The sequence below is a fragment of the Kitasatospora sp. NPDC089509 genome, assembly GCF_044749365.1.
Classification (GTDB): Bacteria; Actinomycetota; Actinomycetes; order Streptomycetales; family Streptomycetaceae; genus Kitasatospora.
In genome coordinates this window covers 70,682-86,935 of sequence record NZ_JBIVHS010000002.1, presented here as the reverse complement: position 1 = coordinate 86,935, position 16,254 = coordinate 70,682, and the positions used below count along the sequence as shown (strand labels likewise).

General features: G+C 76.9%; 1 protein-coding gene. It reads left to right on the top strand.

All coding sequences use genetic code 11. The annotated features are described in order from the left end of the window. Positions 1-5: 5 nt before the first annotated feature. Complete coding sequence (locus tag ACIP4P_RS04060) at positions 6-16,190, top strand: amino acid adenylation domain-containing protein (protein ID WP_400914528.1); 16,185 nt, start codon at positions 6-8, stop codon at positions 16,188-16,190. The last annotated feature ends 64 nt before the right edge of the window (positions 16,191-16,254 follow it).

The following is a 16,254-nucleotide window of genomic DNA, read 5'->3' as shown; positions in this document are numbered from 1 at the left end:
GCACCATGGCCAACGCACGTATCCAGGACATCCTCCCGCTCTCGCGGCTCCAGGAAGGCCTGTTCTTCCACTCCCAGTACGACACCGAGGGTGTCGACGTCTACTCCTCGCAGCTCACCCTGCAACTGACCGGCCCGCTGGACCCGGCCGCCCTCCGGACGGCCGGCCTGGCCCTGCTGGAGCGCCACCCCCACCTCAAGGCGGCCTTCCGCCAGGCCGATTCGGGCAAGGCCGTGCAGGTCGTGCCGCGCCAGGTGAAGCTGCCCTGGACGGAGGTGGACCTGAGCCACCTGCCGGCCGAGCGACAGGCCGCCGAGGTGGAGCGGCTGCGGGTCGAGGACCGCGAGCGCCGCTTCGACCTGGCCAAGCCCCCGCTGCTGCGCTTCCTGCTCCTGCGGCTGGGCGCGGACCGGCACGTGCTGGTTCTCAACCACCACCACATCCTGTGGGACGGCTGGTCCAACGCCCTGCTGATGGGCGAGCTGTTCACCCTCTACCAGCGCGGCGGGGACGCCACCGGACTGCCCCGGGTCGCCCCGTACAAGAGCTACCTGGCCTGGGCCGCCGCCCAGGACCGGCCCGCTGCCGAGGCGGCCTGGCGGCAGGCGCTGGCCGGGCTGGAGGAGCCCGGCCTGGTGGCGCCCACCGAGGGCGAGCGCGCGGCCGTGCTGCCCGGGCGGATCGAGCGGGAGCTGACCGAGGAGGCGACCGCCGGGCTGGGCGCGCTGGCCCGCCGTCTCGGCGTCACCGTCAACACCGTGGTGCAGGCCGGCTGGGGCCTGCTGGTCGCCCAGCTGACCGGCCGCGACGACGTGGTCTTCGGCGCGACGGTCTCCGGCCGCCCGGCCGAACTGCCCGGCGTGGAGCGGATGGTCGGCCTGTTCATCAACACCCTGCCCGTGCGGGTGCGCACCCACCCCGCCGAGCCGGTCGCCGAGCTGGTCCGCCGGCTCCAGGACGAGCAGTCCGCCCTGCTGCCGCACCAGCACGTCGGCCTGGCCGAGGTGCAGCGCTGGTCCGGCCTGGGCGAACTCTTCGACACCAACGTGGTGTTCGAGAACTACCCGCTGGACGCCGAGTCGCTCGCGATGACCGGCTCCGCCGTCACCGTCACCGCCGCGGACAGCCGGGAGGCCACCCACTACGCGCTGAACCTCGCGGTCGTCCCGGGCGCGCGGCTCAGCCTGCGCCTGGACCACCGCCCGGACCTCTTCGACGAGCCCGCCGCGCACCGCCTGCTCGCCCGACTCGCCGAGCTGCTGGCCCAGTTCACCGCCGACCCGGACCAGCCGGTGGGCCGGCTGCGGCTGCTGGACGCCGAGGAGCGCCGGCAGCAGCTGACCGCCTGCAACGACACCGCCGCCGAGCTGCCCGGCCGCACGCTGGCCGAGCTGTTCCAGGCCCGGGTGGCCGCCGACCCGCAGGCCGTCGCCCTGCAGTTCGACGGCGGCGAGCTGACCTACGGGGAGCTGAACGCCCGCGCCAACCGGCTGGCCCGCCGGCTGGTCGCGCACGGCGTCGGCCCGGAGACCGGCGTCGCCCTGCTGCTGCGCCGCTCCCCCGACCTGGTCACGGCGATCCTCGCCGTGGTCAAGGCCGGCGGCTTCTACGTCCCGCTGGACGCCCGCTACCCGCTCGCCCACCGCCGGCTCATCCTCGCCGAGACCGCCGCCGCCGTGATCCTCACCGACGCCGGACTCGCCGAGGAGGCGGGCGGGTTGGACGAGCACGGCAAGCTGCCCGTCCTGCGGGCCGACGCCGCCACGGACGCCGAAGCGGACACCGACGGCGACCCGGGCGACCTCGCGGTGCCCGCCGCCGGGGACCGGCTCGCCTACGTGATGTACACCTCCGGCTCCACCGGCCGCCCCAAGGGCGTCGCCGCCACCCACGAGGGCGTCGTCGCCCTGGCCACCGACCGCCGCTTCCGCTCCGACGCCTACCGCCGCGTCCTGCTCCACGCCCCCTACTCCTTCGACGCCTCCACCGCCGAGCTGTGGGTCCCGCTGCTCGCCGGCGGCCGGCTGGTCGTCGCCCCCGACGGCGTCCTCGGCGCGGCGGAGATGGAGCGCCTGCTCCAGGAGTACGCCGTCACCGGTGTGTTCGTCACCGCTGGCCTGTTCGGGCTGCTCGGCGAGGAGCGCCCGGAGTGCTTCCGCGGCGTACGCGAGATCCTCACCGGCGGCGACGTGGTCTCCCCGACCGCCGTCGCCCGGGTGCGCTCCGTCAGCCCGGAGACCTCGGTGGTGATCGGCTACGGACCGACCGAGGTCACCATGCTGGGCACCACCCACACCGTCGACGGCACCGAACCCGGCGCGATGCCGATCGGCCGTCCGCTCGACAACACCCAGGGCTACGTCCTCGACTCGGCGCTGCGCCCCGTGCCGGCCGGCGTCACCGGCGAGCTCTACCTCGCCGGCATCGGCACCGCCCGCGGCTACCTCGGCCGCCCCGCCCTCACCGCCGAACGCTTCACCGCCGACCCGTACGGCCCGCCCGGCACCCGGATGTACCGCACCGGCGACCTGGTCCGCCGCCTCCCGGACGGCGTGCTCGCGTTCGTCGGCCGGGCCGACGAACAGGTCAAGATCCGCGGCTTCCGGATCGAACCCACCGGCATCGAGGCCGTGCTCGCCGCCCACCCGGCGGTGGCCCGTGCCGTCGTGGTGGTCCGCGAGGACCGGCCCGGCAACAAGCAGCTCGTCGGCTACGCCGTCCCCGCCCCCGGCGCCGCCGTGGACGCCGCCGAGCTGCGCGCCCACCTCGCCGGGACGCTGCCCGAGTACATGGTCCCCAGCGCCCTCGTCCTCCTCGACACCCTCCCGCTCACCCCCAACGACAAGGTCGACCGCCGCGCCCTGCCCGCCCCGGAGTTCGGCCCCACCGAGCCCGGCCGCACCGCGCGCACCGCCCGCGAGGAGCTGCTCGCCGAGCTGTTCGCCCAGGTCCTCGGCCGCGACGAGGTCGGCATCGACGACGGCTTCTTCGAGCTCGGCGGCGACTCCATCACCTCGATCCAGCTCGTCGCCCGGGCCCGCAAGGCCGGACTCGTCCTCACCGCCCGGGACGTCTTCACCCGGCAGACCGTCGCCGCGCTGGCCGAGGCCGCCCGCGGCACCGAGGACGCCGTCGCCGCCGACGGCGAGGCCGCGCTCGGCGAGGTCCCCGCCCTGCCGATCGTGCACGCGCTGCGCGAGCGCGGCGGCGAGGTCGACGGATTCCACCAGGCGATGCTGCTGCAGGTCCCGGCCGGCCTCGGCCTCGACCGGCTCACCGCCGCCGTCCAGACCGTGCTGGACCACCACGACGCCCTGCGCGCCCGCCTGGTCACCGCTGCGGACGGCACCTGGACGCTGCACGTGCCGCCGCCCGGCGAGGTGAAGGCCTCGGGCTGCGTCACCCGGGTCGACACGGCCGGCGCCGGGCCCGAGGAACTGCGGGCCGCCGTCGCCGCCCAGGCCCGGGCCGCCCGGGGCCGGCTGGCCCCGCGCGCCGGACTGATGCTCCAGGTGGTCTGGTTCGACGCCGGACCGGACGCCCCCGGCCGACTGCTGGTGACGGCCAACCACCTGGTGGTGGACGGCGTCTCCTGGCGCGTCCTGCTGCCCGACCTGGCCGCCGCCTGGCAGGGCGGCGAGCTCCAGCCGGTCGCCACCTCGCTGCGCGGCTGGGCCCGGCTGCTGACCGCCGAGGCCGGCCGCCGTGGCGCCGAACTCCCCTTCTGGCAGGGCGTGCTGGCCCCGACCGAGCCGCTCTTCGCGCAGCCGGCGCAGCCCGCCGCCGGCGGCCGGGTCGAACTGACCCTGCCCGCCGAGCTGACCGCGCCGCTGCTCACCACCGTCCCGGCGCGCTTCCACGCCGAGGTCAACGACGTCCTGCTGACCGGCCTCGCGCTGGCCGTCCAGCGGATCCGCGAGCGCACCGGAGCGGTGCTGATCGAGCTGGAGGGCCACGGCCGCGAGGAGTTCACCGACGGCGTCGACCTGTCCCGCACGGTCGGCTGGTTCACCAGCGCCTTCCCGGTCCGCCTCGACCCCGGCACCACCGACCCCGGCGCCGCCCTGAAGGCCGTCAAGGAGCAGCTGCGAGCGCTGCCGGACCGCGGCCTCGGCTACGGTCTGCTGCGCCACCTCTCCCCGGAGGCCGGCCCGGCGCTCGCCGGACTCCCCGCCCCCCAGCTCGGGTTCAACTACCTGGGCCGGATCGCCGCGGGCCGCTCCGGCGGCACCGACTGGGCGCCGGCGCCCGAACTCACCGCCGACCCGGCCGAGTCGGGCACGCCCGCGCACACCCTGGCCGTCAACGCCTGGACCACCGACGGCTCCAGCGGCCCCCGGCTGACCGCCGCCTGGACCTGGGCGGCCGGTGCGCTCACCGAGGGCGAGGTGCGCGAGCTGGGCCAGGCCTGGTTCGACGCACTGGTCGCCCTGACCGCGCACGCCCGGCAGCCCGGCGCGGGCGGGCTCACCCCGTCCGACGTCCCGCTCGCCGCCGTCGGCCAGGCCGACCTGGACCTGCTGGCCGTCGAGCCGCTCGCGGACGTGCTCCCGCTGACCCCGCTCCAGGAGGGCCTGTACTTCCACGCCCGCTACGACACCGAGGGTCTGGACGTCTACACCACCGTGCTGGCGCTCGGCCTGGACGGGCCCCTGGAGACCGCCCGGCTGCGCGCCGCGTTCGCGGAGCTCTTCGACCGCCACCCGCAGCTGCGCGCCGCGATGCGCACCCTGGCCGACGGCCGGGCGGTGCAGGTGATCCCCTCCGAGGTCGAACTGCCCTGGACCGATCTCGACTTGAGCGATCTGGGCGAGGCCGCACAGCAGGCCGAGCTGGAGCGGCTGCGCACCGAGGAGCGCGCCCACCGCTTCGACCTCGGCGCGCCGCCGCTGCTCCGGGTCACCCTGGTGCGGCTGGCCGCGGACCGCCACGTCCTGATCCTGACGAACCATCACATCCTGTGGGACGGCTGGTCCGTCGGCGTCCTGATCCAGGAACTCTTCGCGCTCTACCGGGCCGGCGCCGACGCGCCGCTCCCCCGGGTCGCGGCGCTGCGCGACTACCTGTCCTGGGCCGCCGCCCAGGACCGCGACGCCGCCCGGGACGCCTGGCGGGCCGCGCTCGGCGACCTCGACGAGGCCACCCTGCTGGCCGCCCCCGGTAAGCGCGGCGCCGCCCTGCTGCCCGAGCGGGTGCAGAGTCTGCTCCCCGAGGAGCTGACCGCGCGGCTCACCGCCGCCGCCCGCCGCCTCGGCGTCACCGTCAACACCGCCGTCCAGGCCGCCTGGGGGCTGGTACTGGCCCACCGGACCGGCCGCGAGGACGTCGTCTTCGGCGCCGTGGTCTCCGGCCGCCCGGCCGAACTGCCCGGCGTGGAGCGGATGGTCGGCCTGCTGATCAACACCCTGCCGGTCCGGGTGCGCACCCACCCCGCCGAACCGCTGGCCCGCCTGGCGGCCCGGCTCCAGGACGAGCAGTCCGCCCTGCTCGCGCACCAGCACGCCGGCCTCGCCGAGGTCCAGCGCTGGGCCGGCACCGGCGAACTCTTCGACACCGCCCTGGCGTTCGAGAACTACCCGGTGGACGCGGACGCCCTCGCCGCCCCCGCCGACGGCCTGCGGATCACCTCCGGGGCCATCCAGGACGCCACCCACTACCCGCTCACCCTGGTCGTGATCCCCGGCACCCGGCTCGACCTGCGGCTCGCCTACCGGCCCGACGTCCTCGACCGGTCCGGCGCCGAACAGGTGCTGGCCCGGCTGGAGCGCGCCCTGACCGCCTTCGTCACCGACGCCGACCTGCCGACCGGCCGGCTCGACCTGCTCTCGGCCGAGGAGCGCGCCGCCGCCCTCCCGCCGGCCCGCCCGGCGACCGCACCCGACCCGGCCACCCTGCCGGGGCTGTTCGAGGCCCAGGCCGCCCGCACCCCGGCCGCCGTCGCGCTCGGCTGCGAGGGCCGGGAACTGACGTACGGCGAGCTGAACGCCGCCGCCAACCGGCTGGCCCGCGAGCTGGTCTCCCGCGGCGCGGGCCCCGAGCGGGCCGTCGCCCTGGCGCTGCCGCGCTCCGTCGAGCTGGTGGTAGCGGTCCTCGCCGTGCTGAAGACCGGCGCCGCCTACGTCCCGGTCGACCCGGACTCGCCCGCCGAGCGCGCCGCGTTCATCCTGGCCGACGCCGCCCCGGCACTGCTGCTCACCGACCGGGCCACCGCCGCCCGGCTGCCGCGGAGCGAGGCGCCCATCCTGCTGGTCGAGGACGCCCCCACCTCCGGGTCGGGCGCCGACCTGACCGACGCCGAGCGCCGCTCCCCGCTGCTCGCCGACCACCCGGCGTACGTCATCTACACCTCCGGCTCGACCGGCCGCCCCAAGGGCGTCGCCGTGTCGCACCGCAGCGCGGTCCGCCTGTTCCGCACCACCGAAGGCCTGTTCGGCTTCGGTCCGGAGGACGTCTGGGCGCTGTTCCACTCCTACGCCTTCGACTTCTCGGTCTGGGAGCTGTGGGGCCCGCTGCTGTACGGCGGCCGGCTGGTGGTCGTGCCGCACCTGGTCAGCCGCTCGCCCGGCGAGTTCCTGGCGCTGCTGCGCCGGGAGCGGGTCACGGTGCTCAACCAGACCCCGTCCGCCTTCTACCAACTGCTGGACGCCGAAGCCGAGTTCGCCACCGGCGCGATCGCCGCGCTGCGCACCGTGGTGTTCGGCGGCGAGGCGCTCGACCCGGGCCGGCTGGCCGCCTGGTACCGGGAGCACCCGGCCGACGGGCCGCGCCTGGTGAACATGTACGGCATCACCGAGACCACCGTGCACGCCACCCACCACCCGCTCACCCCGGCCGACGCCACCGCCACCGCCAGCGCGATCGGCCGCGCCCTGCCGGACCTCGACCTGTACGTCCTGGACGGCGGCCTGCGCCCGGTGCCCACCGGCGTCCCCGGCGAGCTGTACCTGGCCGGCCCGGGCCTGGCCCGCGGCTACCGCGGCCGCCCCGGCCTGACCGCCGAGCGCTTCCTCGCCGACCCCTTCGGCGCCCCCGGCACCCGGATGTACCGCTCCGGCGACGTGGTCCGGCGCACCGCCGACGGCGGCCTGGAGTACCTCGGCCGGGCCGACGAGCAGGTGAAGATCCGCGGCTTCCGGATCGAGCTCGGCGAGATCGAGGCCGCCCTGCTGGGCCACCCGGCCGTCCGCCAGGCAGCCGTGGTGGTCCGCGAGGACCGCCCGGGTGACAAGCGCCTGGTGGGCTACCTGGTGCCGGCCGAGGGCGCCGACGACTCCACCCTGCGCGAGCACCTCGCCGCCGCGCTGCCCGGCTACATGGTCCCGGCCGCGCTGGTCTCGCTGCCCGCCCTGCCGCTCACCGGCAACGGCAAGCTGGACCGCCGCGCCCTGCCCGCCCCCGAGCAGTCGGCCGGACCGGTCGGGCGCGCCCCGCGCACCGAGCGGGAGACCGTGCTGTGCGGCCTGTTCGCCGAGGTGCTGGGCCTCGACGAGGTCGGCGTCGACGGCGACTTCTTCGCCCTCGGCGGCCACTCCCTGCTGGCCACCCGGCTGGTCAGCCGGATCCGCGCGGTGCTCGGCGCCGACCTCGGCGTCCGCGCCCTGTTCGAGGCCCCCACCGTGGCCGCCCTCGCCGCCCGGCTGGCCGACGACCTCGCCCACGACCACCGCCCGGCCCGGCCCGCGCTGCGCCCGGCGCAGCGGCCCGAGCCGATGCCGCTCTCCCCCGCCCAGCAGCGGCTCTGGTTCCTCGGCGCCCTCGAAGGCGCGAGCGCGGCCTACAACATCCCGATGGCCGTGCGCCTCACCGGCCCGCTGGACCGCACCGCGCTGCGCCGGGCACTCGGCGATGTGCTGGAGCGGCACGAGTCGCTGCGCACCGTCTTCCCGCAGGCCGCCGACGGCACCCCGTACCAGCTGGTCGGCGCGGCCACCGCCGAGCTGATCGAGATCGAGGCCACCGAGGACCGCCTCCCCGCCCTGCTCGCCGAGGCGGCCGGGCGCGGCTTCGACCTGGCCGCCGACCTGCCGCTGCGCGCGACCCTGTTCACCCTGCCGCACCCCCGGCAGCACGTGCTGCTGCTGACCGTGCACCACATCGCGGCCGATGGCTGGTCGATGGGCCCGCTGGCCCGCGACCTGTCCACCGCCTACGCCGCGCGGCTGGACGGCGCGGCCCCGGCCTGGGCGCCGCTGCCCGTCCAGTACGCCGACTACACCCTGTGGCAGCGCGAGCTGCTCTCCGACGGCGACCTCACGCAACGCCAGCTCGACCACTGGCGCACGGCCCTGGCCGGTGCCCCGGAGGAGCTGGAGCTGCCGGCCGACCGGCCGCGTCCTGCGGTGGCGAGCCACCGCGGCGAGCGGATCGAGTTCGCCGTCGACGCCGCCCTGCACCGCGCCGTCACCGACCTGGCCGCCGCCCACGGCGCGACCGCCTTCATGGTCGTCCAGGCCGCCTTCGCCGCCCTGCTCTCCCGGCTCGGCGCGGGCACCGACGTCCCGCTCGGCACCCCGATCGCCGGTCGCACCGACCAGGCCCTGGACGAGCTGGTCGGCTTCTTCGTCAACACCCTGGTGCTGCGCACCGACCTCTCCGGCGACCCCAGCTTCACCGAACTCCTCGGCCGGGTACGGGAGTCGACGCTCGGCGCGTACGCCCACCAGGACGTGCCGTTCGAGCAGGTGGTCGAGGCGGTCAACCCGAGCCGCTCGATGGGCCGGCACCCGCTGGCCCAGACCATGATCGCCTGGCAGAGCAACGCCGAACCCCGGCTCGACCTGCCCGGCCTGACCGCCGAGGCGGTGGCGACCGGCGCGGTGGCCGCCCGCTTCGACCTCTCGCTCAGCCTGGGCGAGCGCACCGCCGAGGACGGTTCCCCGGCCGGGCTGGCCGGCAGCTTCGAGTACGCCGTCGACCTGTTCGACCGGGCCACCGTGGAGTTGCTCGCCGAGCGCTTCCGCCGGCTGCTGGACACCGTCACCGCGGCCCCGGACGCCCCGGTCGGCGCGGTCGAGCTGCTGACCGACGCGGAGCGCGGACGGCTGCTGACGGAGTGGAACGCCACCGCCGTCCCGGTCACCCCGGCCACCCTGCCGGCGCTGTTCGAGGCGCAGGCCGCCCGCACCCCCGGGTCCGTCGCGCTCGCCTGCGAGGGCCGCGAGCTGACCTACGCCGAGCTGAACGCGGCCGCCAACCGGCTGGCCCGGCGGCTGGTCGCGCTCGGCGCCGGGCCGGAGCGGCGGGTCGCCATCGCGCTGCCGCGCTCCGAGCGCTTCCCGGTGGCGCTGCTCGCCGTGCTCAAGTCCGGTGCGGCGTACGTCCCGGTGGACCCGGCGTACCCGGCCGAGCGGATCTCCTACCTGCTGGCGGACGCGGCCCCGGTGCTGCTGCTGACCGACGGCGCCACCGCGCTGCCGGAGCACACCGTCCGCAGCGTCGACCTGGACGCCCTGGACCTCACCGCCCTGCCCGAGCACGACCTGACCGACGGTGAGCGGCAGGCGCCGCTGCGCCCGGACCACCCGGCCTACGTGATCTACACCTCGGGCTCGACCGGCCGCCCCAAGGGCGTCGTGGTGCCGCACCACGGCCTGGCCGGCCTGGCCGGCGCCCAGATCGAGCGGTTCGCGGTGGAGCCGGGCAGCCGGGTGCTGCAGTTCGCCTCCACCAGCTTCGACGCGGCGGTCTCCGAGCTGGCGATGGCCCTGCTCGCCGGCGCGACCGCCGTCCTCGCCCCGCAGGAGCGGCTGACCCCCGGCGCCCCGCTCATCGAGCTGGCCGCCGAACAGCGGATCAGCCACGTCACGCTGCCCCCGGCCGCGCTGGCGGTGCTGTCCCCGGCCGACCTCCCCTCGGTGACCACCCTGGTCACCGCCGGTGAGGCCTGCCCGGCGGCGCTCGCCGAGCGCTGGTCGGCCGGCCGCCGGATGGTCAACGCCTACGGCCCGACCGAGGCGACCGTCTGCGCCACCATGAGCGAGCCGCTCTCCGGCGCCGGCACCCCGCCGATCGGCCGGCCGATCCGCAACACCCGGGTGTACGTCCTGGACGCCCGGCTGCGGCCGGTGCCGGCCGGCGTGCCCGGCGAGCTGTACCTGGCCGGCGACGGCCTGGCCCGCGGCTACCTCGACCGGCCCGGCCTGACCGCCGAGCGCTTCCTCGCCGACCCGTACGGCCCGGCCGGTTCCCGGATGTACCGCACCGGCGACCTGGTGCGCTGGACGGCCGACGGCGAGCTGGTGTTCCTGGGCCGCGCCGACGACCAGGTGAAGCTGCGCGGCTTCCGGATCGAACTCGGCGAGGTGGAGGCCGCGTTGACCGCCCATCCGGCGGTCGGCCAGGCGGCGGCGGTGGTCCGCGAGGACCGGCTGATCGGCTACGTCGTCCCGGCCGGGGACCGCGCGCACTGCGCAGACAGCGCGGACGGCTCAGACTGCGCAGGCGGCCCGGTCGACCCCGCCGCCGCCCGGGCCCGGCTGGCCGAGCGGCTGCCCCAGCACCTGGTCCCGGCCGCGGTGGTCGTCCTGGCCGCCCTCCCGCTGACCCCGAACGGCAAGCTGGACCGCCGCGCCCTGCCCGCCCCGGACTTCGCGGCCGCCGTGACCGGGCGGGCGCCCGGCAACCGGCGCGAGGAGCTGCTCGCCGGGCTGTTCGCCGAGCTGCTCGGGCTGGAGCGGGTCGGCGTCGACGACGGCTTCTTCGAGCTCGGCGGCGACTCCATCAGCTCCATCCAGCTGGTCGCCCGCGCCCGCGCCGCCGGGCTGGTCCTCACCGCCCGGGACGTCTTCACCCGCCAGACCGTCGCCGAACTCGCCCTGGCCGCCACCGAGTCGGCCGAGCCGACCCCGGCGGACGAGGGCACCGGGGAGCTGCCCGCGACCCCGATCATGCACTGGCTGCGCGAGCACGGCGGCCCGGTCGACGGCTTCCAGCAGGCCATGCTGGTGCAGCTGCCGTCCGACACCGAACCCGACCGGCTCACCGCCGCCCTGCGCACCCTGCTCGACCACCACGACGCCCTGCGCGCCCGTCTGGTCACCACCGAGGACGGCACCTGGACGCTGGACGTCCCGCCGCCCGGCTCCACCGAGCCCCGGCACACCTGGGTCGACGCCCGGGTCGACGACCAGCCCGAGCTGCTCCGCCGCGAGGCGCTCGCCGCCCAGGACCGGCTGGACCCGGCGACGGGCCAGATGGTGCAGGCGGTCTGGTTCGACGCCGGACCGCAGGCCCCCGGCCGACTGCTGGTGATGATCCACCACCTGGTCGTGGACGGCGTCTCCTGGCGCATCCTGCTCCCCGACTTGGCCGCCGCCTGGCACGGCCGCGAACTCCAGCCCACCGGCACCTCCTTCCGCACCTGGGCCCACCTCCTCACCCAGGAGGCCACCCGGCGCAGCACCGAACTCCCCTACTGGCAAGGCGTGCTGGCCGAACCGGACGCCCTGCTCGGCAGCCGCCCGCTCGACCCGGCGCAGGACACCCTCGGGACGGCCGGCCGGTTCGACCTCGCGCTGCCCGCCGAGGCCACCCTCCCCCTGCTGTCCACCACCCCCGCCCTGCTGCACGCTGACGTCAACGACGTCCTGCTGACCGCCCTCGCCGTCGCCGTCCGGCGCTGGCGCGGGCGGGACGGCGGCCTGCTGGTGGAGCTGGAGGGCCACGGCCGACGGGAGTTCACCGCCGGGACCGATCTCACCCGGACCGTCGGCTGGTTCACCACCTCCCACCCCGTCCGGCTCGACCCGGGCAGCGGCGCGGACCCCGGCGCGGACCTCGGCGCCGCCGTCAAGGCCGTCAAGGAGCAGCTGCGCTCCGCCCCGGACCACGGACTGGGCCACGGCCTGCTGCGTCACCTCAACCCCGCCACGGCCGCGGTGCTCGCCGAACTCCCCGTCCCCCAGGTCGGGTTCAACTACCTGGGCCGCTTCGGCGGATCGGGCGACGCCGAGCCGGCCGACTGGTCCGCGCTGCCGGTGGGCACCGAGCACGGCGGCCTCGCCCCCGAGGCACCGCTCGCCCAGGCGCTGACCCTCAACGCCCGCACCGAGGACCGGCCGGACGGCCCGACCCTGGTCGCCGCCTGGTCCTGGGCCGGCGGGGTGCTCGCCGAGCAGCGGGTCCGCGAACTGGCCGGGCTCTGGTTCGAGGCGCTGCGCGAGCTGGTGGCGTACGCGGCGCGGCCGGGCGCGGGCGCGCTCACCCCGTCCGACGTGCCGCTGGCCGGACTGACCCAGCCCGAGCTGGACCGGCTCGCCGTCGAGCCGCTGGCCGACGTGCTGCCGCCGGCACCGCTCCAGGAGGGCCTGTACTTCCACGCCCGCTACGACGAGAGCGGCCCGGACGTCTACACCGCGCAGCTGGCGCTCGACCTGGCCGGCCCGCTGGATCCGGCGGCGCTGCGCCGGGCCGCCGCCACCCTGCTGGAGCGGCACCCCCAGCTGCGGGCGGGCTTCCGCCAGGCGGCCGACGGCCGACTGCTCCAGGTGATCCCGCGCGAGGTCGAACTCCCCTGGCAGGAGGCCGACTTGAGCGCCCTTCCGGCGGACCGCCAGGCCGCCGGGCTGGAGCTGCTGCGCACCGGGGAGCGGACCCGCCGGTTCGACCCTGCGGCCCCGCCGCTGCTGCGGCTGGCGCTGGTCCGGCTGGCCGCCGAGCGGCACGTGCTGGTGCTGACCAACCACCATCTGCTCTGGGACGGCTGGTCGATCGGCGTGCTGATCGGCGAGCTGGCCGAGCTGTACCGGGCGGGCGCGGCGGCCCGGCTGCCCCGGCCGACCCCGATGCGGGACTACCTCGGCTGGCTGGCCGGGCAAGACCGGGAGGCCGCGCGGTCCGCCTGGCGGACGGCGCTGGCCGGGGTGACGGAGCCGACCCGGCTGGCCGCTCCCGCAGCGCGCCCGGCGAAGGACCCGCACGCGGCGAAGGTCTCGCACCCGGCGAAGGACTCGCGCGCAGCCCGGGACGAGCAGCCCGCGCGGCTGCTCGACCGGCTGCCGCGGGACCTCACCGCGGCCGTCGAGGCGGCCGCGCGCCGCCTGGGCGTGACCGTCAACACCGTGGTCCAGGCGGCCTGGGGCCTGGTGCTGGCCCAGCTGACCGGCCGTACCGACGTGGTGTTCGGTTCGGTGGTCTCCGGCCGCCCGGCCGAACTGCCCGGCGTGGAACGGCTGGTGGGCCTGCTGATCAACACCCTGCCGGTGCGGGTCCGGCTGGACCCGGCCGAGCCGCTGGCCGGCCTGCTGGCCCGGCTCCAGGCCGAGCAGTCGGCACTGCTGGCGCATCAGCACCTCGGCCTCGCCGAGCTGCAGCGGCTCACCGGCGTGGGCGAACTCTTCGACACCGCCTATGTGTTCGAGAACTACCCGGTGGACCCGGCGGCGCTCGCCGACGCCCCCGGCGGGGGCCTGCGGATCACCGGTGCGGACGGCCTGGACGGGACCCACTACCCGGTCACGGTCGCCGTGCTGCCCGGCGAGCGGCTCGGGCTGCGGGTGGACCACCGGCCGGCGCTGGTCGACCGGGCCACCGCCGAGCGCATCGTCAGCGGACTGCGCACGGTGCTCGCGGCCGTCGCCGAGGACCCGGCCCGGCCGGTCGGCCGGCTGGCCCTGCTGGACGGGGAGACCGCCCGGACCGTCCTCACCGAGTGGAACGACACCGCCGCCGCCACCCCGGCGGGCACCCTGCCGGAGCTGTTCGCCGCCCAGGCCGCCCACACCCCGTACGCGGCCGCCGTGGTCTCCGACACGGCCGAGCTGAGCTACCGGGAGCTGGACCAGCGGGCCGACCGGCTCGCCGCGCGGCTGCGCGCCCTGGGCGTCGGCGCCGAGTCCGCCGTCGCCGTGCTCATGGAGCGCTCGGCCGACCTGGTGGTGGCCGTCCTCGCCGTCGTCAAGGCGGGCGGCTGCTACGTGCCGCTGGACGCCCGGTACCCGCTGGCGCACCGCCGGCTGATCCTGGCCGACACCGGCGCCGCCGTGGTGCTCACCGACCGCGCCCTGGGCGCCGAGGCCGACCTGCTCGGCCTGCCGACGGTGCTCGCGGACGAGGTGCCGGGCGACCCGGCCGGCCCGGCCGCCGCCGTGCCCCCGCCGGCCTCGCCCGACGGCCTCGCCTACGTGATGTACACCTCGGGCTCGACCGGCCGCCCCAAGGGCGTCGCGGTCACCCACCGCAACGTCGCCGAGCTGGCCGCCGACCGCCGCTGGGCGGGCGGCGCGCACCGCCGGGTGCTGCTGCACTCCTCCCCCGCCTTCGACGCCGCCACCTACGAGCTGTGGGTGCCGCTGCTGTCCGGCGGCACGGTCGTGGTGGCACCGCCGCAGGCCCGGACCCCGGCCGAACTGGCTGCCGTACTGGCCGCGCACCGGGTCACCGCGCTGTGGGCGACGGCCGGCCTGTTCGCCCTGATCGCCGAGGAGCGGCCGGAGGCCCTGCGCGGGGTGCGCGAGGTGCTGGCCGGCGGTGACGTGGTGTCACCGGCCGCGGTGGCCGCCGTCCAGCGGGCCTGCCCGGGCACCCGGGTGGTGATCGGCTACGGCCCGACCGAGACCACCACCTTCGCGAGCTGCGCCCCGCTCGGCCCGGTCGCCGACCCGGCCGCCGCGCTGCCGATCGGCCGACCGCTGGACAACACCCGGGTGTACGTCCTGGACGCCGCGCTGCGCCCGGTGCCGCCCGGCACGGTGGGCGAGCTGTACGTGGCGGGCACCGGCCTGGCCCGCGGCTACCTGGCCCGCCCGGAGCTCACCGCCGAGCGCTTCACCGCCGACCCGTACGGTCCGCCCGGCGCCCGGATGTACCGCACCGGCGACCTCGCCCGCTGGGACGCCCGGGGCACCCTGCAGTTCGCCGGCCGCGCCGACGACCAGGTGAAGCTGCGCGGCTTCCGGATCGAACTCGGCGAGGTGGAGGCCGCGTTGACCGCCCACCCGGCGGTCGGCCGGGCGGCGGCGGTGGTCCGCGAGGACCGCCCCGGCGACCGCCGACTGGTCGGCTACCTGGTGCCCGCCGGGGACGAACGGCCCGACCCCGGGGTGCTGCGCAAGCAGCTCGCCGACGACCTGCCCGAGTACCTCGTCCCGAGCACCCTGGTACTCCTGGACGCGCTGCCGCTGACCCCCAACGGCAAGGTGGACCGGCGCGCGCTGCCCGCGCCCGGGACCGACCACCGCCCGGCCGGCCGCGAACCGGAGGACGGCGTCGAGCGGGCGCTGTGCGAGCTGTTCGCGCAGGTCCTGGGGCTGCCCTCGGTCGGCGTCGAGGAGGACTTCTTCGACCTCGGCGGCGATTCGCTGCTCGCCACCCGGCTGGCCGGGCGGCTGCACGCGCTCGGCCACCGGGCGGGCCTGCGCGACCTGTTCGAGGCGCCGACGCCCGCCGCACTGGCCGCCAGGCTGGGCGAGGACGGCGCCGCCGACCCGTTCGAGGTGCTGCTCCCGCTGCGCACCGGCGGCGCGCTGCCGCCGCTGTTCTGCGTCCACCCGGGCTTCGGCCTCGGCTGGTCCTTCCGCGGGCTGGCCGCGCACCTGGACGGGGACCGCCCGCTGTACGCCCTCCAGGCCCGCGGGCTGCGGGAGCGGGACGGCCTGCCGGACAGCGTCGAGGAGATGGCCGCCGAGTACGTCGCGCGGATCCGCACCGTCCAGCCGAGCGGCCCGTACCACCTGCTGGGCTGGTCCTTCGGCGGCGCGGTCGCGCACGCCATGGCGACCCGGCTCCAGGCGGCCGGCGAACGGGTCGAGCTGCTCGCCGTCCTGGACTGCTACCCCGGCACCGAGGTCGCCCGGCCGGACACCCCCGAGCTGCGGCAGGAGCTGCTCGCCGAGCTGCTGCGCGCGCTGAACGGCCCGGCCGCGCCCGGCCCGCTGACCCCGGACCAGGTGGCCGCGCTGGCCGGCACGCCCGGGCCGGCGACCGGCGAAGAGGTCGCGGCCGTGGTCGACACGTTCCTCCGCAGCACGAACCTGCTGGACAAGTTCACCCCGGCGTCGTTCGACGGTGACCTGCTGTTCTTCACCGCCGATCATGGTCGGTCCGAGACCGCGCCGACCGCCGAGGTGTGGCGCGCCCACTGCACCGGGCGAGTGGTCGACACCGCCGTCGCGTGCACCCACCACGACATGACCCGGCCCGCGGCCCTGTCCGCCATCGGCCGCGTGGTGTCCGCCGCCCTGCGGCGCGCCTGACCCCCACCCGGAAGCACCGGACGTACCGGAAGTCCGGGAAGTCCCGGAAACACCTGAAGTCCCG